The 699-nt window shown below is 46.6% G+C and carries 1 protein-coding gene and 1 pseudogene; both read left to right on the forward strand.

The genetic code is table 11. The features are described from left to right. A partial coding sequence (locus tag G4P69_RS36895; protein ID WP_339385249.1) for a N,N-dimethylformamidase beta subunit family domain-containing protein occupies positions 1-380 on the forward strand: 380 nt, incomplete at its 5' end. A 24-nt stretch (positions 381-404) separates the two neighbouring features. Beyond that, positions 405-699 (forward strand): annotated as a pseudogene (locus G4P69_RS36900) (hypothetical protein); the annotation flags it as partial.

Consider the following 699-nt stretch of genomic DNA (forward strand, 5'->3'; position numbering starts at 1 on the left):
AGGATGGAGATCAGCTAAGTTTGTTAGTGGGCTATGAATGGGATTTTATCGTTAATAATGGATCTACTCCTTCAGGTGTGGTGACATTATCCCAGTCAACAGTAACACCTGCTAGTGTACTGCCAACATATGACGAACCTGTGGGACAACAAACTCTTCCTGCCAACCAAGATTATACACACTCCCAATCAGCTCGCTACACGCCTAGTAGTGGGGCAAAGGTCTTTGCTGCTGGCACTATTCAGTGGGCGTGGGGGCTAGACAGTGATGGTGTAAATCCAGGTCGCGAAGATACCCGCGCCAAGCAAATGACTGTCAATATCCTAGCAGATATGGGAGCTAGACCCCAGACCCCAAATGCAAACCTCATTGTTCCTTAAAGTATCTCACAAGGAGTATATATAGTGTCACCGTTGAAACGCCGACAATTTGGCCAGTTGGCAGCTGCGAGTTTGACTTCGACTGTTGTTGTTGGTCTCTCTAGTAAGACGCTCGCTCAGAGTACAGCTTCGAACGGGGAAACTCTTTATGGAGTAAAGAATCCTAATTCGTCTAGTGCTCGTGACCGTGAAAACCAAAGTCCGTTAGTAGAACTCAACACTGTTGAGCAGTCGACGGGAAATGTTCTCTCTAAGACGAATGCACCAGCTCTTTCTGTTGAAGATACATCGCCCGCACCAAAAAAATCTAAAGCCATCT

Origin of the sequence: Aetokthonos hydrillicola CCALA 1050 (assembly GCF_017591665.1) — a bacterium.
GTDB classification, from domain to species: Bacteria; Cyanobacteriota; Cyanobacteriia; order Cyanobacteriales; family Nostocaceae; genus Aetokthonos; species Aetokthonos hydrillicola.